The sequence below is a fragment of the uncultured Pedobacter sp. genome (genome assembly GCF_913776295.1).
In the GTDB taxonomy this organism is placed as follows: domain Bacteria; phylum Bacteroidota; class Bacteroidia; order Sphingobacteriales; family Sphingobacteriaceae; genus Pedobacter.
The window spans coordinates 1-20819 of sequence record NZ_CAJYOJ010000021.1; the positions used below are offsets into that span (position 1 = coordinate 1).

Genomic DNA, 20819 nt, shown 5'->3' on the forward strand with positions numbered 1-20819 from the left:
GACATCAAAAAGAAAGAGCCCTTCGGCGGCGGCGAGCCGAGGCAAGGCTTAGCCCTGGGGCAAAAAAAGAAATGTATACGTCATTCATATTGATTTTTATCCAATAAATTATCCCTCAGAATGACAATACTTTTACCCGGCCATACTATTGGTCGTCCTTTTCACCGCAACCTTTTTTACCGCTTCAATAATCGCATTTTTATCATAACCACATTCTGCCCAAAGCTCAGCCTGTTCGCCATGTTCGATGAACTGATCTGGTATACCCAGGCGGATTACGTTGGCATGGTATCCATGATCAGCCATAAATTCCAATACGGCAGCGCCTACCCCACCTGGTAAAGAACCATCTTCAACCGTGATAATATGTTTATATTTGGCGAATACCTCATGTAATAAAGCCTCATCTAAAGGCTTTACGAAACGTAAATCGTAATGTGCCGGGTAAAAACCTTCGCTATTTAATTCTATGAATGCTTCAACGGCAAAGTTACCTACGTGTCCAATGGTTAATAAGGCTACATCTTCACCATCGCAGATTTTACGTCCTTGGCCAATTTCTAAGGCTTTGAATGGTCTTTTCCAGTCTGGCATTACACCATTACCACGGGGATAACGAATGACAAACGGGCCAATATTTTCCTGTTGAGCCGTAAACATCAGGTTACGAAGCTCTTCTTCGTTCATGGGCGAAGAAACAACTAGATTTGGAATACAGCGCATATAGGCGATATCATATGCGCCATGGTGGGTAGCTCCATCAGCTCCGGCAAGTCCGGCTCTATCCAAACAAAATACTACATTGAGTTTTTGGATGGCAACATCGTGGATCACCTGATCGTAAGCCCTTTGCATAAAGCTGGAATAGATATTACAAAAAGGAACCAACCCTTGTGTGGCCAGGCCAGCAGAGAAGGTTACCGCATGTTGTTCGGCAATACCCACATCAAATGCCCGTTTCGGCATCGCTTTCATCATAATGTTTAATGATGATCCTGATGGCATTGCTGGTGTAATGCCGACGATTTTATCGTTAGCCTCAGCCAGTTCAACCATGGTATGCCCGAAAACATCCTGATATTTTGGTGGTTGCGGTTTATCTGGAATGCTTTTTTTGATTTCGCCGGTTATCTTATCGAACAAACCGGGGGCGTGCCACTTGGTTTGGTCTTTTTCTGCTAATGCAAAACCTTTACCTTTAACGGTAACACAATGCAGCAGTTTCGGACCCGGAATAGCAGAAAGATCTTTGATCACCTGCGCCAGGCGTTTTACATCATGTCCGTCAACAGGACCGAAATACCTGAAATTTAAAGCTTCAAATAAATTACTTTGTTTCAGTAAGGTACCTTTAATGCTTTTCTCTATTTTCTTTACGTACTTATGTGCATTGGGTCCGAGCTTAGATAGCCCGGTAAGCACATGAGAAATATCATCGCGGAAACGATTGTACGATTTCGAAATGGTGATGCTGGTTAAATATTCTTTCAGTGCCCCCACATTAGGGTCGATAGACATGCAGTTATCATTCAGGATCACCAATACATTGCTGTTTTCAATGCCGGCATGGTTTAAGCCTTCAAAAGCCAAACCGGCGGTCATCGCGCCATCACCTATCACGGCAACGTGTTGCCTGTTGGTTTCACCTTTTAACTGAGAGGCTACTGCCATGCCCAAAGCGGCAGAAATAGAAGTAGACGAGTGGCCTACACCAAAGGTATCATATTCACTTTCTGAAATCTTTGGGAAACCGCTGATCCCACCGTATACCCGGTTGGTGTGGAATAAATCTCTCCGGCCGGTTAGTATTTTATGTCCGTATGCCTGATGGCCCACATCCCATACCAATTTATCGTATGGTGTATTTAAGGCATAGTGTAAGGCTACTGTGAGTTCAACAACACCTAAACTGGCGCCAAAATGGCCACCATTTACACTTACAACATCAATAATGTATTGTCGTAATTCCTGGCTTATTTGTTCTAAGTCAGATTCGCTATATTGCTTTAAGTCAGCAGGATAGTTGATTTTAGATAATAGGGGGCCAGCTTTTACTTGCATTCGAAATTTATGGTAAAAAACAAGGTACAAAGTAAGGCAAATTTGTTCTAATATAGAAGAGAAAAATAGTGCTTTATTGTTGCGGGATGAGTGGCTGTCGTTTAACGGTGAGCGGTAAGGGTTTAGCGGTTGATGTACTAAATTTTTTGATTATGTTTGTTGCTACACATGCAGGCAGAGAATTTTGAAATCAAGCTTCCGGTATTTGAAGGTCCCTTCGATTTATTGCTGTTCTTTATTGAACGCGATGAATTGAATATTCAGGATGTGGAGATCTCGAAAATTACCAACGACTTTCTGGCCTATATCCACCAGCTCCTGGCTTTAAATGTAGAGGTGGCCAGCGAATTTATTCTGGTTGCGGCCACGCTGATGCGGATTAAATCTAAAATTTTGTTGCCAAGGATTGAGCTTGACGAAACCGGCAACGAAATCAACTCGGAGCAGGACCTGATCGCCAGGTTGATTGCCTATAAACAGTTTAAGTCTGCAGCAGAAGAAATGAAGGTGTATGAAGAGGAGCGATTGAAACAGAACCACAGGGGGAATATTACCTACGATCTCGCACTTGCTGCGGAATCATCTACCCATCAGGATGAACTCTTATCCCTGGATCTGTATAAACTTTTAACTGTTTATCATCGCACGATGCAGAAATATGAACTGCGTAGTGAAGAAGTTAAACATACGGTGGTCCAATATCCCTATACCATCGAACAGCAGAAACACTTTATGGCCAATTTACTTGATATCAATAAACAGATCGATTTTGCCCTGGTGCTTAAAAATTCGGAAAATAAAGTTCATTTCGTTTACAATTTTCTGGCCATCTTAGAAATGTTGCAACAACAAATCATAGAGATAACGATTGGGAGTGGCTTTAACAACTTTAATGTGAAAGCATTGTCTTAAACAGGCCTGAATTAAATTTGAAATCCTTACTTTTGCCAAAAAAATACAAACCTAAATATACAATGACACGCGACAACCAAATTTTCGAACTTATCGATAAAGAGTTAAACCGGCAGGAGCATGGTTTAGAGCTTATTGCATCAGAAAACTTTGTAAGCAAACAAGTGATGGAAGCTGCCGGATCGGTATTGACCAACAAATACGCCGAAGGTTTACCGGGAAAACGTTACTATGGCGGTTGCCAGGTGGTAGATGTGGTAGAGCAGATTGCGATCGATAGGGCAAAAGAATTGTTTGGAGCAGCGTGGGTAAATGTGCAGCCGCACTCTGGCGCACAGGCCAATGCAGCGGTAATGCTGGCTATTTTGCAACCAGGTGATAAAATATTAGGATTTGATCTTTCTCATGGCGGGCACTTAACCCATGGTTCGCCTGTTAACTTTTCAGGTAAATTATATCAGCCTTTATTCTATGGCGTAGAGAAAGAAACCGGACGGATTGATTATAAAAAATTAGAGGAAGTTGCTTTAGCTGAAAAACCAAAATTGATTATCTGTGGTGCATCTGCCTATTCACGTGAGTGGGATTATGCTTTTATCCGTTCGGTAGCCGATAAAATTGGCGCTTTGGTTTTAGCCGATATTTCTCACCCGGCAGGTTTAATCGCGAAAGGATTATTGGCCAACCCGCTTCCTCATTGCCATATTGTAACCACCACTACCCACAAAACTTTACGTGGACCACGTGGCGGTATGATTATGATGGGACAGGATTTTGAAAATCCGTGGGGATTGAAAACACCGAAAGGTGAAATACGTATGATGAGCAACTTATTGGATATGGCTGTTTTCCCTGGTACGCAAGGTGGTCCTTTGGAACACATTATCGCAGCTAAAGCAATTGCTTTTGGCGAAGCGTTAAGTGAGGAGTACGGAACATACATTAAACAGGTAGCTGCCAATGCACAGGCCATGGCTAAAGCATTTGTAGCAAAAGGATATGGTATTATTTCTGGCGGTACTGATAATCACCTGATGTTAATCGACCTGCGTAATAAAAACATCACCGGTAAAGTAGCCGAAAATGCTTTGGAAAAAGCAGAAATCACGGTGAATAAAAACATGGTTCCTTTTGATGATAAATCGCCATTCGTAACATCCGGTATCCGGGTAGGTACGGCCGCTGTGACAACACGAGGTTTAAAAGAAGCCGAGATGGAACAAATTGTGGAGTTAATTGACAGGGTTTTAACCAATCCGGAAGATGAAACTAACCTGAATGCAGTGAAAGACGAAGTGATTAAATTGGTAAGTGCATTTCCACTTTATAAATAAAGTTCTGACTAATTCGATTTAGTAATCAACATCTTAAGAGCAGTTACATAAATTGGTAACTGCTTTTTCATTCAACAAAGTTCTTTGTTCCTTAATACAGCAAAACAAACGTTTGTTTTATATATTTATCCCAAATTAATTAGATATAAATTATGTGTGGAATTGTAGGCTACATTGGCTATAGAGAAGCCTGGCCAATTGTACTTAAAGGACTTAAAAGATTAGAATACCGTGGTTACGATAGTGCTGGTATCGCAGTAATGAATGAAACCGGGGAACATATTTATAAAAAAGCGGGGAAGGTAGCCGTTTTAGAAGAGTTTGCTCAAGATCAGGATAAGTCTGGTACGATTGCCATGGGCCACACCCGTTGGGCTACGCATGGAGTTCCATCTGACCGCAACTCCCATCCACATACCTCTAACAATGGTAAGTTATCCATTATCCACAACGGAATCATCGAAAATTATGCTACGCTAAAAGAAGAGTTGATTAGCCGTGGGCATGAATTTAAAAGTGATACTGATACAGAGGTGTTGATTCACCTGGTTGAAGAAATCCAGAAAATTGAAAATATAGATCTTTTGGAAGCCGTTCGTTTGGCTTTGAAAGAAGTAATCGGTGCTTATGCCATCGTGATTATGGATCAGGATCATCCCGATCGGCTAATTGCGGCCAGAAAGGGTAGTCCGATGGTAATTGGTGTGGGGCAGGGAGAATACTTTATTGCTTCAGATGCTACTCCGATTATAGAATATACCAAAAATGTAATCTATCTCAACGATAATGAAATTGCGCTGATTACCAAAGATGATCTTTTGGTTAAAAGATTGGATAATGTGGTGCAAACACCATTAATCCAGGAGCTGCAGTTAAAATTAGAAATGCTGGAGAAAGGTGGTTTCGATCATTTCATGCTCAAAGAAATTTATGAACAACCGCGTTCGATTAAAGATTGTATGCGCGGCCGGATCTACCCGGAAGAAGGTAAGGTACAGCTTGGCGGGATTAAAGAATTTGCAGAGAAATTAAAAAATATCGATCGCATCATCATTGTAGCCTGCGGCACCTCATGGCATGCCGGTTTGGTTGGCGAATACCTGATTGAAGAATATGCCCGCATTCCTGTTGAAGTTGAATACGCGTCAGAGTTCAGGTATAGAAATCCGATTATTACCGAAAAAGATGTGGTGATCGCCATTTCACAGTCAGGAGAAACAGCTGATACCATGGCGGCTATCGAAATGGCCAAAGAACGTGGGGCAACTATTTTTGGAATTTGTAATGTTGCCGGTGCCTCCATTCCGCGTTTAACGCATGCGGGTGTTTATACCCATGCCGGACCTGAAATTGGCGTAGCTTCTACAAAAGCATTTACCGCACAGGTAACGGTTTTAACTTTGATGGCCTTCTACATGGCGCAACAAAAAGGAACCATTACCACTTCGAAATTAATTGAGCTTTTAACCGAACTGGATCATATCCCTGAGAAAATAGAGATTGCTTTAGAATCAAATGATCTGATTAAAGAAGTTTCTGAAAAAATTAAAGATTCTACCAACTGTTTGTTTTTAGGTAGGGGAAGCGGTTTCCCTGTAGCCCTGGAAGGAGCATTAAAACTGAAGGAAATTTCCTATATCCATGCAGAAGGTTATCCTGCTGCGGAAATGAAACATGGTCCTATTGCCCTGATTGATGAAGAAATGCCGGTAGTGTTTATTGCTACCCAAAACTCATCCTACGAAAAAGTAATCAGTAACATACAGGAGGTAAAAGCCAGAAAAGGAAAAGTAATTGCCATTGTGACACAGGGCGATACCGAAGTTAAAAAGATGGCAGATTATTGTATCGAAATCCCTGATGCGAATGAAGCTTTTTTACCACTCTTAGCAACCATACCACTTCAATTGTTATCATATCATATCGCGGTAATGCGTGACTGTAATGTAGATCAACCGAGAAATCTGGCCAAATCAGTAACAGTTGAATAATTTTACAACAAAACAATAAATAGAGCAGTTGCATTAATTTGTAGCTGCTTTTTAATGATTAGAAGTGTCTAATTACTGCCTTTGTTAACTAAGCCCGATCCGATAGGTATCGGATGAACGGATGCCGTTTTTTGCTACAAATTTTTCGTATCAATACATTAAAACGGCAGGAGGAAAAGCGGGGCAGGTGGCCGCCACTTGCACTAATGTTCACTTTCTAAAAAATAATACCGACTGTAAAAAGCCCAAAAAGTAAAGGGCCGATATTCTTCAGAAGAAATCGACCCTTACCATCTAAATTAACGCTCTCGGATATATAAACGCAGCTTCATGCGGTTTGGTTTTGAAAAAATATAAAAAATACATTATTTCTCGTAACTGCCTAAGGTTGAGGGGTAAATTCTTTCGTTATCCTTTATATCCCGATTAAGATAAACAGTGAAATAAGGGTCGGCACTTAAATCAGCACCTTTTTTTCTGGCTAAACTGTTCGCATAGAGCTCAAAATTTTTCGTTTCAGCGTTGATAAAGGATGGGTCAATGTTCAAAATGTTACCATTAGTATTGTAAGCATTATTGGTAGATCGGATCAGATTATGTGATAAAGCGAGCTGCAACGCTACAGATGTTTTCTTTTGGATATCCAGTTCATTAGTTAAACTTCCCCAAATGATATTATTGGTTAAATTGATTTGAAGTGTGTTGTAGGCATTTGCAGATAAATAATCTGAAAAGCTCAGTGCAGCAGTTTTACGGGGAAAGTTTAAATTGTATCCCGCAAAGGTGTTTTGTTTCAGGTTATAATTGCCGCCCCCAACAGCATAGATTAAATAATTGCCGCAGTTATACATCACATTATTAAAGGCCAACAGCTCGGAGTGGTAACCCATATAGGCTGCTACCTGCATATTTTTGATGATGCTATTGATCAAAATTAATTTCGGGTTATTATTAACCGATAAAGAATCGGAGGTGATGCCAACAGATGCATTTTTAATGATTGCGTTTTTAATCACTCCGTATCCGGTTCGTTTTAAGAAGATTCCTTTCCATTGGCCAGGTTCATCGCTATAGATGCTTTCAAGCCTATCGCTGCAAAACAATATCGGTTCAGTAAGGCTGCCATTAACCATGAGGTTTCCTTCAATGTTTAAACTGGCATCCTTACCGAAATATATTTTCGTTCCGGGTTGGATGGTTAGCGATGATCCGCTTTTTACCGTTAAAGCTCCATTGATAACATAAGGAAGTGATTTTGTCCAGGTGGTATTGGAAGCAATGGTTTGGTTGTTAATAAATATGGCATTCTGTCCATAAGCGATAAGATTTACAACCTGTCTGTTCCCATTGGTATTTAATATAATAGAGTCCTGTACTAAAAATGGCAGATTCTCCATATTGGGGTTAATGGTAACCTTAACAAAAATATTAATAGAATCCTTTCCGTTTATAACCAGGTCGTTTTGGTTAAAGATATTTGCTCCGTTAATATTAATGTTGAAGGCAGAACCGCCCCTTCCGGACAGTGTAATCTCTGAAACTTTTACCGCGTCCTTATTATTATTTACAATGGTCAGCCGTTTAGTTACAGAACCAATTGAGGTAAAAATGGTATCAAAACGCAATTCCGTATCGGCAATGGTTAGTTTTGCTGCTGCATCAGTGGTAATGTGTTCACCCTTCCGGCAAGCCGAAGCGATAAATAGGATGAGTAGCACTAAACCAGTATTAAAACGCATAAATCAAACTTAGAAAAATGTCGGGGTACTTGCAACTGTGCTAGAATATAACCAGGTTATTCCGCGAAGGCCAATGCGGCGATGCTTACCTTAGCCGCTCCGCTGTTTAGCAGTTCATTTGCGCAGGCCTCTAAAGTTGCGCCGGTGGTAATTACATCATCAACCAGCAAAAGATGTTTGCCGATGATATCTTCAGGAGTAGATACCTGGAAAACATCCTTCATGTTTTCATAACGGTTATACCTGCTCTTTTTAGTTTGGCTTTCGGTGGAGGTACTCCGGATCAGGTGCTTTTCGCTGATATCAATCCCCATCTGTGCTGCAATTCCTTCCGCAATAAAAGTGCTTTGATTATATCCTCTGGTCTTGTATTTTTTGCGGTGTAAAGGAACCGGGATAACCAGATCAATATCCTGGTAATGAGTGGCGGTTTTTAACCGTTCTCCCAGCATATTGCCCAGCAGTACGCCAACATCGGTTCTGCCATTGTATTTCAGGTTGTGCACCAGGTTCTGAACCTTTGTCCCTTTTCTAAAATACAACATGGCCATTGCAGCGTGTAACGGTACCCTGCCCCATAATTGTTTGGCTACCCTGTTTTCTGTATTTTGATGGTAATCGGTAAAAGGCAGGTCATACCGGCATTTGGTGCAGATCAAATGCTCGTTTCGGTATAGCTTTACACCACAGGCAGTGCAGAGGTTTGGAAACAGCAAACCAAATAAATCATCGCACCATTGTTTAACCTGTAACATATAACTAATTTATGCAATTTTTATGAAGATATGATGTATCGTAGGAATACTTTGCACATATGTTTTATTTATCTTTTTTCAGCAAAGCAGGTTCAGTGCTGCTATATCAGTATGTTCCCGCTATCCGCTCCAAATCCTCGCTTCGCTGCGGGTTTTCCGCTGCTATCACCTGCCTGCTGCCGGCAGGGGTTTAGCTGGGCAGTTTCTTCCGAAGTTCAAGTGGCCGGGCGCAGCGGAACTTCGGAAGCTTTAATGGGTTTCTTCGGCCGATCCGTCATCGTGAGGAATAATTTGTGGTATAAAAATCAATATGAATGACGTACAATTGTGTTTTTTTGTTCTACGGCGCGGTCTTGCCTCGGCTCGCCGCCGCCGAAGGGCTCTTACTTTTTGACATCAAAAAGTAACAAAACCGAGGCATTGCCGAGCTCATTAATACAGATAAAAAACAATAGACAAACATTAATAAAATGCCGGCTGAAAATTTATTCATTTGTAGTTATAATTTTCAGCTGCATTCATGAGGGCTGCGCCGTTTTCTTTCAAAGCTAGTACTAGGGCTTGGTCAGTGGACTCCGAAAAATTTGTTAGGCCGGACTTAAATAGAACGAAGATACAGTGCTAAGGCCTTGTTGTATGGAAATGCATATTTTACAAGTTACTAACTATCAAATAATTAAGTAATGACATCAATGGTAGCGCAGCGAAGGATCTTTAAGAAGGCAAACTGTTCGAGGATCGTCATTGCTAGAAGCCTTTTTCAGCAAACGAAGCCTGCCGGCAACCAGGCTGGCAATCTTTACAGCAAGGATCATTAGCGTGAAAGATTGCTTCGTCGTTCCTCCTCAGCAATGACGCCTTTTTAGGGAGTCTGCCAATAGTAGCGAATCACAGGATCTTCAATCAAATTCTTAATTAAAGAATGATTCATTAGAGATGGGAGCTTATAGTTTGAAGATTCTTCACTGCGTTCAGAATGACAGCAAAAAAAAGCCTTCAAGTTTCCTGAAATGCTTGGTGGGAAATGATCCCGATGTTCAAATCGGGACGACCAATTCGGTGTAAACGAGAAGTTCTGAACCAGCTGAAAAGAACAATTCTAGGATAAGTTAATCTATCTCACTGATGCAATCAATTTTTCAATCATTAGCCTGCTCTTCCAACTTTTAATCTGTTTCTCTTTTAATATTGCCTCTGTCCTTGTTTCAAAAACTTCAGTCCAAACGACACACCAATCTCCGGTATGACCAGTAAAACCTGAATGATTTGTATTGTGTTTCTTTAACCTATTCTGTAGGTCACTTGTAGAGCCTAAATAGTATTTATTTCGGGCTTTTGAATATAAGATGTAGGAGAAAAACATATATTAAATATAAGAATTCACCAAATAGATCATCTTAAAATTATATATAAAATCCTAAAATTTAGCCCCAAAAAGCGCTCCAGTTTCCAGAAAGGCTTGGTGTGAAATGATCCCGATGTTCAAATCGGGACGACCTCCCCGATGTAAACGAGGGCTCAAAACAGCTTAGTTCAGTTCCTTGATGAGTATCTGCACCAAAAATTTGAACATAAAAAAAGCCCTACAGTTTCCTGAAAGGCTTAGTGGGAAATGATCCCGATATTCAAATCGGGACGACCACTTTGGTGCAAATGAGAAGCTCTAGATTAGCTAAGCTCTAGTCCACCGTGAGTATCCGCACTAAAAATTTGAATACAAAAAAAGCCTTTCAGTTTCCTGAAGGCTTAGTGGGAAATGAGGGGTTCGAACCCCCGACCCCCTCGGTGTAAACGAGGTGCTCTGAACCAGCTGAGCTAATTTCCCTTTTGGGTATATTTCAAAGTTTGATAAAAAAGCCTCCCAATTACTTGGAAGGTTTGGTGGGAAATGAGGGGTTCGAACCCCCGACCCCCTCGGTGTAAACGAGGTGCTCTGAACCAGCTGAGCTAATTTCCCTTTTGTATTTTGTCAAACTTTAACGCCCCACTCTCCGTTTGGGAATGCAAATATAGCGCTATAAAACTGTTCTGCAAATCTTTTTTTCTTTTTTTTCAGCTCAATAAGGTTTCGAGGATTTTATGCGATTGCACCACCCCAAATGAAGCCGTGTGTAAGGTATAGAAAACCAATATCTTATCTAATAGAAAACGTCGCTGGATATTACTCAATCTTATCTCAGAAATTTTTTCGAGCGGAGAATTAAATAGTGAAATAAAACCAATCGCATCATCCAATTGCAGGTAATTGGAATGAACGGGCAACCTGGAAGTAAATGCCCCCTCCTGAAGATCGAAATAAATCTGATCACTCCTTCTTTTCTCATTAGGAGAGAAGCCTAAAAACCGGGTAAGTTTTAGTAAAAAGGAAAGGTGGAAGTTTGGATTGATCTCTTGTATCTCATCAAACCAGGCGATCGAATTAAAAATATAATCGAATAAACTTTCATCGGCCGATTGCTGCCTGATACTTTTATACAGCACCTCATTTAAAAAAATAATGATGCTGGTTTTAACCATATCATAAGGAATACTTTTAAAAACCGGTGTTTGCCGAACTTCCGACACCCTTTGTATATTGGTGTTTACTTTATGATAAACCACCATGTCCAACAAATGGAGCGACTGCAGCATATTCATCTTAATCTTCGCTTTTGGTTTTTTAACCCCATTGATCAGGTAAGACTGCATGCCAAATTTATCGGTAAGCACCTGCACTACCACACTGCTTTCGCTGTAGTTTGTAGTCTTTAAAACAATGCCCCTAACTTTGTGCAACATCCACTTAAAACAATTTTTTCAAAAGTATGTTATTTGTGCAAATTTAATTGTGCGAAAAGTAATCCCGTTTTACAAATAAGATTAGTTTTGCCTTTAATATTATTAAAACTAAGCTGCACATGTGGGTTAAGCTATCGAGATTTATTCTTCAAAATCGTATTGCAATCATTGTATTTTTTGTATTAGGAACAATTTTTATGGCTTACCAGGCCAAAAATGTAAAACTCTCTTACACGGGGAGTAAAATCCTGCCTGTTACCGATAGCGCTTTTATCAAATACAACACCTTTAAGAAAACCTTTGGGGAAGACGGCAGTGTGATGGTGGTAGGTATACAGTCACCTGATATCTTCAAAAAAGAAGTTTACAACCAATGGGTTCAGCTTTCAAACGATATACAAAAATTAAAAGGCATTAAGCAGGTTTTGTCATCAGGCAGGATTTTCCAGCTGGAGAAAGATACCGTTAACCAAAAATTTGTATTGAAACCATTGCCTGGTGGCCTGGTTAAAACTGATGCGGAGATGGACTCCATCAAAAATGCCATTTATAGCAATCCCTTTTTCGAAGGATTGGTTTATAACCGCCAGAATGCCACTTTAATGGCCATCACATTTGATACTAAAATCTTAAATACTGCCGAACGCAACCCCATTTTAAAAGAAATTGAAGCAAAAGCAAAAGCTTTTCAAACGGCTACAAAAATTAAAGTGCATATCTCGGGCCTACCGTATATCCGCACAGCGGTAAGTAAACTGGTGAGCAATGAATTTGTATTGTTCCTGGGTTTATCCATCCTGGTTTCAGCTTTAATCCTGCTAATTTTCTTTAAAAAATTCTACGCTGTTTTCTTCCCTATTTTAGTGGTTGTAATGGGCGTAATCTGGAGTATTGGTACGTTGGTACTGTTTGGCTTCGAATTGACAATTTTAACCGGACTGATTCCACCGCTTATCGTAATTATTGGCATTCCAAACAGTATCTTGCTGCTGAATAAATACCAAAATGAACTCAGAAAACATGGCGATAAACAAAAAGCTTTAAGCATCACCATAGAGCGGATTGCCATCACCACACTCATTGCAAACATCACTGCAGCGATCGGTTTCGGCGTACTTTATTTTACCGGAAGTGAACTTTTAATGCAATTTGGCAGCGTGGCTTCTATCAATGTAATGGTAACCTGGTTAATGTGTCTGTGTTTGATACCGATTATTTTCAGCTACTTGCCAGTACCTAAACTTAAAGCACAAAATCACGTTGAAGAAGGCTTTTTGCATCAATTATTAGTGAAAACAGATGCACTTGTTCAGCAAAAAAGCGGATTAATCTATATTGGAACAATCATCATTTCCATCATTGCCTTTGTTGGCGTAATGAAAATAAATGTGAATGGCTATGTGGTTGACGACCTGCCCAAAAACTCCGAAATTTTAACTGATTTAAAGTTTTTCGAGAAAAATTTCGAAGGCATTTTACCTTTGGAAGTAAGTGTAGATACCAAGAAGAAAAATGGCGTTTTCAATTTAACCAACCTGAAAAGAATGGAGAAATTAGAAAAAATGATTTCGGCTTACCCGGAATTTTCGCGATCTATTTCGGTAAACATGGGTTTAAAATACGCTACTCAGGCATTCTATAATAATGATTCTACCTTTTTTCGTTTGCCAGATAATCTGGAAAAGAACTTTATTCTCGCCTACATTGCAAATGGCGGCAAAGGAAACGCAAACCTGTTAAACAACTTTGTCAGCAAAGGAAATCAGAGCACCAGGATCAGTTTCCAGATGGCTGATGTGGGATCCAAACGTTTAGACGCCATTATGGCGGAATTAAAGCCACGTATAGACAGTATTTTGCCTCCCTCTAAATTTGATGTGGAGCTTACCGGCTCAAGCATTATCTTTTCAAAAGGAACTGATTATATGTTGAGACACCTGGTAGAGAGCATTGCTCTTGCTATTATACTGATCTCGCTTTTACGACTGGCACAGTTTAAAAGTTTAGGCATTATGTTCATTTCGCTATTGCCTAACATTGTTCCGCTTATTATTACCGCAGGAATTATGGGTTATTTTGGCATTTCCTTAAAGCCTTCAACCATTTTAATTTTTACCATCGCTTTTGGTTTGGCATCCGATCAGACGATTTATTTCCTTACCCGTTATCAGCAGGAACTAAACCTGACGAATTTTAGCATACCAAAAGTAATCAGCGACACTATTACCGAAACAGGTGTAAGTATGACACATATCGCTTTAATCTTATTTTTCGGCTTTGGAATATTTACTGCTTCTACTTTCGGCGGAACAGTAGTATTGGGGTTACTCCTATCTATAACCTTATTAGTGGCCTTAATTTTCAATTTGACTTTATTGCCCGCACTGGTATTATGGCTAGATAAAAAGAAAGTAAGAAAAGTGGTATCCGATGCGGAATCGGCGAAAAATGTCGGTGAGTTTGATCATTAATCAGTTGAAAATCTTGAGTTGACAGTCTGTAGTTCAAGGGGCTTAACCCTAAACAGAATAGATACTATAAATAGCCTTGGATGTAAACCCATAGCTATTTATTTAAACATTAAGGCAAATCGAATCCATTAATGAAGTCATGGTATGTCCTTCAACAAGCTCAGGAATAACAATTCTATAAATATATATAATTGCTTTCAAAAAATCAGGTCATTATGTCCTGTAGACAGTGAAAAAAGCCGCTGTTTCTTATACGAACCTATACCACCTAAACCTGATGGCAGCGGCAGCCCCGAAGCATGAGGGCTACAGCGAACAGCAGGACGAACATTAAAATGAAATGCAGACCTTGCTTTTCTAAAACCTTTCGATCACAGGACATAAAACGCGAACACCTATCGGACAGCACTAAACACATCGTTGAGTTCGATAATTAGGAGAGTTTTCAACCTAATTGTCCAATTCAAAGATCTCTCCACTACGCTGTGCTTCGGTCGAGATGACGATTTTTACCCAGGCACAAATTATCTAAACCTAATGGCAGCGGCAGCCGCAAAGCATGAGGGCTATAGCAAACAGCAGGGCTGACATTAAAATGAAATGCTGGTCTTGCTTTCCAAAAAGCCTTTTTAAACCATATAAGACATTTAAGAACACGTAAGTTAAAACGGATTCTTTTTGACCTATAAGGTTTTCAAAACCTTATAGGTCTATTGATTATTCTGTTGCAGGTTTTTTATCCTCTTCATCAACCGGAACTTCAACAGTCGGATCGGTAATAATTTCGGCATTACCATCTTTGTCTTTTTTGGCAAATAAAATTGGATAAAGCATCCAAAGTGCACCAATCATAATGAGTACGCCTGCCAGCATCTGAAAATAGATACTGCCTTTTACCTCGTTAGCATCCAGAATTTTATAGGCGATAAAAGAAAGTAGCCCTGCAGCAATTACAAAGACAGCCTTCTGCAATTTTAATAGCTTTATCATGGGGTCTTTCTTTTTAGTGTTACGATATGGATTAAAACAAAGATAAGTCCGATAAGTTCTAGAAGTCCGCAAAAATAAAAAGCATAAAGCACAAAATTACGGTCAGAAGGGCTTATGACCACCATAACTGGTAAAACAATTACGGCAACAATCATTAATGTAAGCCCAATATTAAATAATTTCATGTCAAAAGTATTTACATCAAAACTACCAAAATTCAGCCAATTCTGTTAACTTTGCAACCTTTAATTTTTTGAGGTACTTAATTGATGTATAGCGAATTTAAACAACTGGAACTTGCCAAAATAGGGCAGGAAATTTTAGATTTTTGGAAAAAGGAAAACATCTTTGAAAAAAGCATTTCTTCGCGTCCTAAATCTAACCCGTTTACTTTTTATGAGGGTCCACCGTCTGCCAATGGCATGCCGGGGATTCACCATGTAATGGCGCGTGCAATTAAGGATATTTTTTGCCGCTATAAAACTTTAAAAGGTTACCAGGTTAAACGCAAAGGTGGTTGGGACACGCACGGTCTTCCGATTGAACTTGCTGTGGAGAAAAAACTGGGTATTACCAAAGAAGATATCGGCAAAAAAATCAGTGTTGATGAATATAACGAAGCCTGCCGCACTGAGGTGATGCGCTATACCGATGTATGGAACGACCTGACCGAGAAAATGGGCTATTGGGTTGACCTTGAAAATCCTTATATTACTTACGAAAACGAATACATCGAAACCCTTTGGTGGATCTTAAAACAGCTTTACGACAAAGGATTTTTATATAAAGGTTACACCGTTCAACCTTATTCGCCTGCAGCAGGTACAGGTTTAAGTTCGCACGAGCTAAATCAACCAGGCACTTATAAAGATGTAAGCGATACCACGATCGTGGCGCAGTTTAAAACTATTGAGTCTACTTTACCGGAAGCATTAAAAGGTTTTGGTACGGTTCACTTTTTAGCCTGGACGACCACCCCGTGGACTTTGCCAAGCAACACGGCATTAACCGTAGGACCGAAGATCGATTATGTATTGGTTAAAACCTTTAATCAATATACTTTTGAACCGATCCAGGTGGTACTGGCGAAAGCTTTGGTGGGTAAACAATTTGCCGGAAAATACATTTTAGCCGAAAGCGATGAAGCTTTCGCAAACTACAAAGCAGAAGATAAAAAAATCCCATATACGGTTTTAGCAGAATTTTTGGGTGCAGATTTAGTCGGCATTAAATACGAGCAATTATTACCTTATGCTTTGCCTTACCAAAATGCTGAAAATGCCTTCAGGGTAATTTCAGGAGATTTTGTGACCACCGAAGATGGTACCGGTATTGTGCACACGGCACCAACTTTTGGTGCAGATGATGCCCGGGTAGCTAAACTGGCTACACCTGAAGTGCCGCCAATGCTCGTTCTGGATGAAAAGGGAAATCCAGTTCCTTTGGTTGATTTACAAGGAAAATTTATTGCATCCTTAGGTGGAAACTATGGCGGCAAGTACGTTAAAAATGAGTATTATAAAGATGGTAAAGCACCTGAAAAATCAGTTGATGTAGAAATCGCCATCCAGTTAAAAGAAGAGAACAAAGCCTTTAAGGTTGAAAAATATGTTCACACCTATCCACACTGCTGGAGAACGGATAAACCGGTTTTATACTATCCACTGGATAGCTGGTTTATCAAAACCACTGCCGTGAAGGATAAAATGGTGGAATTGAATAAAGGCATCAACTGGAAACCGGAATCAACAGGCACTGGTCGTTTCGGTAACTGGCTAGAAAACCTGGTAGACTGGAATTTATCCCGTTCGCGTTATTGGGGAACACCTTTACCGATCTGGCGCACAGCTGATGGAACAGAAGAAAAATGTATAGGTTCTATCGCTGATTTAAACGCAGAGATAGCAAAATCTATCGAAGCTGGTTTTATGCCTGCTGGTTTCGAACTGAAAGATATGCACCGCCCATATGTGGATGATGTAATTTTAACTTCATCAAAAGGCGAAAAAATGACCCGTGAAACCGACCTTATCGATGTTTGGTTTGATAGCGGTGCCATGCCTTATGCACAATGGCACTTCCCATTTGAGCACAAGGAAGAGTTTGAAAATGCTTATGAGGCGGATTTTATCGCTGAAGGTGTTGATCAGACCCGTGGCTGGTTCTTTACTTTACATGCCATTGCAGTAATGTTGAGCGAAGCCAGTGACGAAATTAAAGCAGTAAACGCAAAAGTTGGCAACCCGGGCGTAGCTTTCAAAAATGTAGTTTCGAACGGTTTGGTACTGGATAAAAACGGCAACAAAATGTCTAAACGTTTAGGCAATGCCGTTGATCCTTTCAGCACCATCGAAACTTACAGCGCAGATGCTACACGCTGGTACATGATCAGCAATGCATCCCCATGGGACAACCTTAAATTTAGCTTGGAAGGTTTGGATGAAGTACGCCGTAAATTCTTTGGAACACTTTATAATACCTACGCTTTCTTTGCTTTATATGCCAATATCGATAAATTCGAAATTGACAAAAACAACCTGAGCAAGGTTGAAGACAGGACAGAACTAGACCGTTGGATCTTATCGCTCTTGCAGAATTTAATCAGCGAAGTTGATGAAAGCTATAATACTTATGAGCCAACCAAAGCAACCCGTGCCATCCAGACTTTTGTTGATGAACATTTAAGTAACTGGTACATCAGATTAAGCCGCCGACGTTTCTGGAAAGGCGAAATGACAGATGATAAACGCGCCGCTTACGAAACACTTTATACCTGCTTAGAAACCCTTGCACAGCTAATGAGTCCTGTAGCGCCTTTCTTTGCCGATTGGTTATACAGAAACTTAACTGTAACAGATGCCTATGCAGCAGAATCGGTTCACTTAACGTTATGGAAAGAAGCTGACCCAGGTTTAACAGATAATGCGCTGAACGAAAGAATGGTTTACGCGCAGGATATCTCTTCGATGGTTTTGTCGTTGCGTAAAAAATCGGGCATCAATGTGCGTCAGCCGCTGGAAAAAATCTTAATCCCCTCTTTAAATGGTGATTTCGAACAAAAAATCTCTAAAGTTGCCGATTACATCCTTTCTGAAACCAATGTGAAACACATCGAGTTCATCACCGATACGCATGGCATCGTAAAGAAAAAGCTGAAACCAAACTTTAAATCGTTGGGAAAAAAAGTGGGCAAGGATATGAGCATCGTAAAAGAAGCTTTGGAGAACATGACACAAGACGATATCCAGCGTTTGGAAATTGATGGCTACATCAATGTTTTTGCCACTAACAACATTCAGCATGCTATTGATCTGAATGATGATGTGGAAGTTTTTGCTGAAGATATTCCGGGATGGCAGGTAACCAATATCGGCAGCTTAACTGTTGCCTTAGATGTAACCATTTCTGAAGCGCTTAAACAGGAAGGTATTTCGCGCGAGTTGGTTAACAGAATCCAAAACTTACGAAAAGAATTAAACTTTGAAGTAACGGATAGGATTAAGGTTTCATTACAAAATGATAACCTGGTAGCCGGCGCAGTTGCTAAAAACAAGGACTACATTTGTGCCGAAATATTGGCCGACGAATTTGAATTGACGGATGCTGTAAATAATGCAAACAAAATCGTGATTGAGGATGTTGAGTTAAGCATTTCAGTAACTAAAATATAAATCCATATATTAGAAAATTAGAAAAGAACATGGAAAACAGCAACAAAACACGCTACTCAGACAGTGAATTACAGGAGTTTAAAGAATTAATTCAAGATAAATTACGCATGGCTAAAGAGGAACTTAATGCTTTAACGGCATCTTTAAGTAATCCTAACGCCAATGGAACAGAAGATACTTCGGGCGCTTACAAAACCTTGGAAGACGGTTCTGCAACAATGGAGAAGGAGCAGATCAATCAACTGGCTGCCCGTCAGAAAAAATTTATTGATAACCTGGAGAACGCGTTGGTGCGTATCGAGAATAAAACTTATGGTATTTGCCGCGAAACAGGTAAATTAATCCAAAAAGAACGTTTACGTGCTGTTCCTCATGCTACTTTAAGCATGGAAGCTAAATTAAAGCAGAGTTAATGAAAGGCTATACAAAACCTTTAATTGTTATCTTTTTAGTTTTACTGGCCGACCAGCTGGTTAAAACCTGGGTTAAAACGCACATGTACCTTGGGCAGGAATTCCATATTATTGGTAAATGGTTCATTATACATTTTACCGAAAATAACGGAATGGCCTTTGGAATGGAGTTTGGTGGCGAATTTGGTAAACTAGCCCTATCGCTTTTCCGTATTGCGGCTGTAGCAGGGATTGGTTATGGCCTACACTACCTGATTAAGCATAAATATCACCGGGGTTTAATTCTAAACGTCGCTTTGATTTTTTCCGGCGCCTTAGGAAATATTATCGATTCGGTTTTTTACGGGAAGATTTACGGATATGAAAACTGGTTTCATGGCCGTGTAGTTGATATGTTCTATTTCCCGATTGCCGAAGGTCATTTCCCAACCTGGCTTCCGATTTGGGGAGGTGAAGAATTTGTATTCTTCAGGCCTGTTTTTAACCTTGCAGACGCTGCGATTTCGGTTGGGGTGATACTTATCCTGATCTTTCAAAAAAACTACTTTAAAGAAGACGTAAAGGATGATGTAAGCTTAAACAGTGAGATTGTGGAAGATTAAATCTGCGAACTGTCATGATGAACTTCCGCCCGGCCGGTCGGACGGGTGTTTCAGCATCTTAAGGATTTGAATATAAAGTCCATTTCTTAACTGAGATGGGCTTTTTGTTATTTGGAAGAAGCCTATCACTCCTACCAAATTAAGAATTTTAATTGCATTAAAAAGATCCTTCATTTCATTCAGGATGACAAATCATATTTGTGGGCGTCAAACCGACCCACAAATCCCTCTACTCGCAAAGTTTCCGATTTGTTTAGGGTTCCGAAGGGCTTTACGGACAGCGTTAAGCACCTCCAATACTTAACCCCGGTTTATTAACTTTGCCAACAACTCACAACCAATGATCAACTTCCTCAATATCTCCTATCTCCAATCTGGAAATGAGAAGCAAAAGAAGGCTTATCAGGTTTTAACCGAGAACAAAGCTTTAGAAAAGCTAGCCCCATATCAGCCTATTTTAGTCGGCACCATACCCATTAATATAGACATTGAAAGCAGTGATCTGGATATCATCTGCTACGTAGAAGATAAAATTACCTTTACCAAAACACTAACCAATCATTTTCAAAATGAAAGAGGCTTTAAAATTACCGGAAACCCGACCTTTAAATCCATTAAAGCAAATTTCTTTATAGATGGTTTTGAATTCGAAATTTTCGGCCAGGCCATACCAGCAATAAAACAAAATGCCTATCGACATATGTTGATCGAATATCAACTACTTTTAGAAAAAGGAGAAGCATTCAGACAGGAAATCATTTCCTTAAAAAAGCAAGGATATAAAACCGAGCCAGCCTTCGCCAAATTGCTGGGAATAGAGGGAAATGCTTATGAGGAATTATTGAAATTGGAAATTTGATGTCATTCTGAGGGATAATTTATTGGATAAAAATCAATATGAATGACGTATACATTTCTTTTTTTGCCCCAAGGCTAAGCCTTGCCTCGGCTACCGATGAAAAATCGGTACAGGTCCGCCGCCGCCGAAGGGCTCTTTCTTTTTGATGTCAAAAAGAAACAAAAAACACCGGCTGAAAATTTATTCATTCGTTTTAATAGTTTTCAGCTGCATTCATGAGGGCTACGCCGTTTTCTTTCGAAG

The 20819-nt window shown here is 40.0% G+C and carries 14 protein-coding genes and 2 tRNA genes; 8 read left to right on the forward strand and 8 right to left on the reverse strand.

Annotated elements, in window-relative coordinates:
• Nucleotides 1-132: 132 nt before the first annotated feature.
• The gene (gene dxs, locus QZ738_RS04345; protein ID WP_293785022.1) at nucleotides 133-2061 is read right to left on the reverse strand and encodes a 1-deoxy-D-xylulose-5-phosphate synthase; all 1929 of its coding nucleotides are present in this window, start codon (nucleotides 2059-2061) and stop codon (nucleotides 133-135) included.
• Between the two features lie 168 nt (nucleotides 2062-2229).
• Here dxs and QZ738_RS04350 point away from each other — a divergent pair, with 168 nt between their 5' ends.
• From QZ738_RS04350 to glmS, 3 genes are all read left to right on the forward strand, one after another.
• Nucleotides 2230-2973: a segregation/condensation protein A gene (locus tag QZ738_RS04350; protein ID WP_293785024.1), complete on the forward strand. Its 744-nt coding sequence runs from the start codon at nucleotides 2230-2232 to the stop codon at nucleotides 2971-2973.
• Nucleotides 2974-3035: 62 nt separating this feature from the next.
• On the forward strand, nucleotides 3036-4307 hold the full coding sequence (gene glyA, locus QZ738_RS04355) for a serine hydroxymethyltransferase (RefSeq protein WP_293785026.1): 1272 nt from the start codon (nucleotides 3036-3038) through the stop codon (nucleotides 4305-4307).
• A gap of 152 nt (nucleotides 4308-4459) precedes the next feature.
• A complete protein-coding gene (gene glmS, locus QZ738_RS04360; RefSeq protein ID WP_293785028.1) occupies nucleotides 4460-6298 on the forward strand; it encodes a glutamine--fructose-6-phosphate transaminase (isomerizing) in 1839 nt (612 codons plus the stop codon).
• Between the two features lie 365 nt (nucleotides 6299-6663).
• Here glmS and QZ738_RS04365 read toward each other — a convergent pair whose 3' ends face one another.
• From QZ738_RS04365 to recO, 6 genes are all read right to left on the reverse strand, one after another.
• Nucleotides 6664-8037 (reverse strand): hypothetical protein, encoded by a 1374-nt coding sequence (locus QZ738_RS04365; protein ID WP_293785030.1) that lies wholly within the window; start codon nucleotides 8035-8037, stop codon nucleotides 6664-6666.
• 56 nt (nucleotides 8038-8093) lie between these two features.
• Nucleotides 8094-8792 carry a ComF family protein gene (locus tag QZ738_RS04370; RefSeq protein WP_293785032.1) on the reverse strand — a complete coding sequence of 233 codons (699 nt, stop codon included), beginning with the start codon at nucleotides 8790-8792 and terminating at the stop codon, nucleotides 8094-8096.
• Between the two features lie 1114 nt (nucleotides 8793-9906).
• Nucleotides 9907-10155, reverse strand: coding sequence for a GIY-YIG nuclease family protein (locus tag QZ738_RS04375; protein WP_293785034.1), 249 nt, complete (start codon nucleotides 10153-10155; stop codon nucleotides 9907-9909).
• A 387-nt stretch (nucleotides 10156-10542) separates the two neighbouring features.
• Nucleotides 10543-10617 (reverse strand) — tRNA-Val (locus QZ738_RS04380).
• A 54-nt stretch (nucleotides 10618-10671) separates the two neighbouring features.
• Nucleotides 10672-10749: transfer RNA gene (locus QZ738_RS04385), tRNA-Val, on the reverse strand.
• Between the two features lie 95 nt (nucleotides 10750-10844).
• Nucleotides 10845-11570 carry a DNA repair protein RecO gene (recO, locus tag QZ738_RS04390; RefSeq protein WP_293785036.1) on the reverse strand — a complete coding sequence of 242 codons (726 nt, stop codon included), beginning with the start codon at nucleotides 11568-11570 and terminating at the stop codon, nucleotides 10845-10847.
• 119 nt (nucleotides 11571-11689) lie between these two features.
• On the opposite strand from recO, the gene QZ738_RS04395 reads away from it, so the two are divergent.
• Complete coding sequence (locus QZ738_RS04395; RefSeq protein WP_293785038.1) at nucleotides 11690-14041, forward strand: MMPL family transporter; 2352 nt, start codon at nucleotides 11690-11692, stop codon at nucleotides 14039-14041.
• Nucleotides 14042-14758: 717 nt separating this feature from the next.
• Here the strand turns inward: QZ738_RS04395 and QZ738_RS04400 are convergent.
• Nucleotides 14759-15031, reverse strand: a complete 273-nt coding sequence (locus QZ738_RS04400) for an isoleucyl-tRNA synthetase (RefSeq protein WP_293785040.1) — start codon at nucleotides 15029-15031, stop codon at nucleotides 14759-14761.
• Between the two features lie 269 nt (nucleotides 15032-15300).
• On the opposite strand from QZ738_RS04400, the gene ileS reads away from it, so the two are divergent.
• From ileS to QZ738_RS04420, 4 genes are all read left to right on the forward strand, one after another.
• Nucleotides 15301-18702, forward strand: a complete 3402-nt coding sequence (gene ileS / locus QZ738_RS04405; RefSeq protein WP_293785042.1) for an isoleucine--tRNA ligase — start codon at nucleotides 15301-15303, stop codon at nucleotides 18700-18702.
• A 29-nt stretch (nucleotides 18703-18731) separates the two neighbouring features.
• Nucleotides 18732-19115, forward strand: coding sequence for a TraR/DksA C4-type zinc finger protein (locus QZ738_RS04410; protein WP_090984197.1), 384 nt, complete (start codon nucleotides 18732-18734; stop codon nucleotides 19113-19115).
• Nucleotides 19115-19717, forward strand: coding sequence for a lipoprotein signal peptidase (locus QZ738_RS04415; RefSeq protein WP_293785044.1), 603 nt, complete (start codon nucleotides 19115-19117; stop codon nucleotides 19715-19717). The genes QZ738_RS04410 and QZ738_RS04415 overlap by 1 nt, the downstream gene beginning before the upstream one ends.
• 340 nt (nucleotides 19718-20057) lie before the next feature.
• Entirely contained in the window at nucleotides 20058-20576 is a 519-nt protein-coding gene (locus QZ738_RS04420) for a DUF4269 domain-containing protein (RefSeq protein WP_293785046.1), read from the forward strand.
• The last annotated feature ends 243 nt before the right edge of the window (nucleotides 20577-20819 follow it).

Coding starts and splice junctions, on each gene's coding strand:
- QZ738_RS04395 (WP_293785038.1), top strand. CDS start 11,690: ATGTGGGTTAAGCTATCGAGATTTATTCTTCAAAATCGTATTGCAATC.
- QZ738_RS04400 (WP_293785040.1), bottom strand. CDS start 15,031: ATGATAAAGCTATTAAAATTGCAGAAGGCTGTCTTTGTAATTGCTGCA.
- ileS (WP_293785042.1), top strand. CDS start 15,301: ATGTATAGCGAATTTAAACAACTGGAACTTGCCAAAATAGGGCAGGAA.
- dxs (WP_293785022.1), bottom strand. CDS start 2,061: ATGCAAGTAAAAGCTGGCCCCCTATTATCTAAAATCAACTATCCTGCT.
- recO (WP_293785036.1), bottom strand. CDS start 11,570: ATGTTGCACAAAGTTAGGGGCATTGTTTTAAAGACTACAAACTACAGC.
- glmS (WP_293785028.1), top strand. CDS start 4,460: ATGTGTGGAATTGTAGGCTACATTGGCTATAGAGAAGCCTGGCCAATT.
- glyA (WP_293785026.1), top strand. CDS start 3,036: ATGACACGCGACAACCAAATTTTCGAACTTATCGATAAAGAGTTAAAC.
- QZ738_RS04365 (WP_293785030.1), bottom strand. CDS start 8,037: ATGCGTTTTAATACTGGTTTAGTGCTACTCATCCTATTTATCGCTTCG.
- QZ738_RS04375 (WP_293785034.1), bottom strand. CDS start 10,155: ATGTTTTTCTCCTACATCTTATATTCAAAAGCCCGAAATAAATACTAT.
- QZ738_RS04420 (WP_293785046.1), top strand. CDS start 20,058: ATGATCAACTTCCTCAATATCTCCTATCTCCAATCTGGAAATGAGAAG.
- QZ738_RS04350 (WP_293785024.1), top strand. CDS start 2,230: ATGCAGGCAGAGAATTTTGAAATCAAGCTTCCGGTATTTGAAGGTCCC.
- QZ738_RS04410 (WP_090984197.1), top strand. CDS start 18,732: ATGGAAAACAGCAACAAAACACGCTACTCAGACAGTGAATTACAGGAG.
- QZ738_RS04370 (WP_293785032.1), bottom strand. CDS start 8,792: ATGTTACAGGTTAAACAATGGTGCGATGATTTATTTGGTTTGCTGTTT.
- QZ738_RS04415 (WP_293785044.1), top strand. CDS start 19,115: ATGAAAGGCTATACAAAACCTTTAATTGTTATCTTTTTAGTTTTACTG.